The 863-nt window shown below is 67.9% G+C and carries 1 pseudogene; it reads right to left on the minus strand.

Annotated features, from left to right (window positions below):
• Positions 1-863, minus strand: a pseudogene (locus OC373_RS18705) (xylulose 5-phosphate 3-epimerase); the annotation flags it as partial.

The raw sequence follows: 863 nt of genomic DNA on the forward strand, positions 1-863 counted from the left end.
CGCCCGTCCAGCGCGATCGGATCAAAGCCGTTCAAGCGCAGGTGCCGGTCCAGCCACCGCTCGCCACCTTGCTGGGTGATCTGACTGCGCTGTTCGATGCGCCGCCCGTTGAGGATGATGATCGGGCTGACCAGCCCGCTGTCCTCGGCACGCCACCAGCGCGGCGCCCAGTCGCTGCCACGCTGTTCCTCGAACGCGCCGTCGCTCAGGAACGCCACCAGGCGTTCGTCCTTGAGCGGCCCATGCACGTATTGCAGCTCGGCAAAGCCGAGATAGCCGCCTTCCATCACGCCGCCGGCGGTGTGCGCATTGACGTGCGATCCCAGGGGCGACGCCGGCGTTCCGTCCGGATTGAGGGTGTAGGCGTAAAAGTCGCTGACGAACCTGCTCAGCCCCGCGTCGGAGCGGTCGTAACGTTCGGCGTGGCGGTCGGTCATGTTGTCCACCAGCAGGTTCAGCGCGTCGATGGCTGCCACACAGTGCCCTTGGCCCATCATCCACGCGCGGGTGACGCCATCCAGGGAATCCATCAGCAGGTAGCCGGCATAGGCGGGCACCATGTTGAGGGACCCGCCGGTGTGGCCTTCAGGCGTGGTCTTGAAGTCCTCAAACTCGAGCGCCGCACCGTCGGTACGGACCCGGTGGCTGTAGGTCATGTGCGCCACCAGCCACATCCCGGCGCTGGTGACGCGGTCGGCGGCGGCGAGCCGCTGCCAGGCGGTGCGGGCATCGGGCGTGCGGCCCAGGGCTACCAGCTCGTCCACCATCTGGCGGACCCTCAGCTGGGTGAGCGGGTCATGTTGGATTACGCCGTAACCGGCCGCCCAATGGGCGAACGCGGGATCGGCCTGCCGGTGGGCGTT

This window comes from Stenotrophomonas sp. Ste96, assembly GCF_024519495.1.
Taxonomy (GTDB): domain Bacteria; phylum Pseudomonadota; class Gammaproteobacteria; order Xanthomonadales; family Xanthomonadaceae; genus Stenotrophomonas; species Stenotrophomonas bentonitica_A.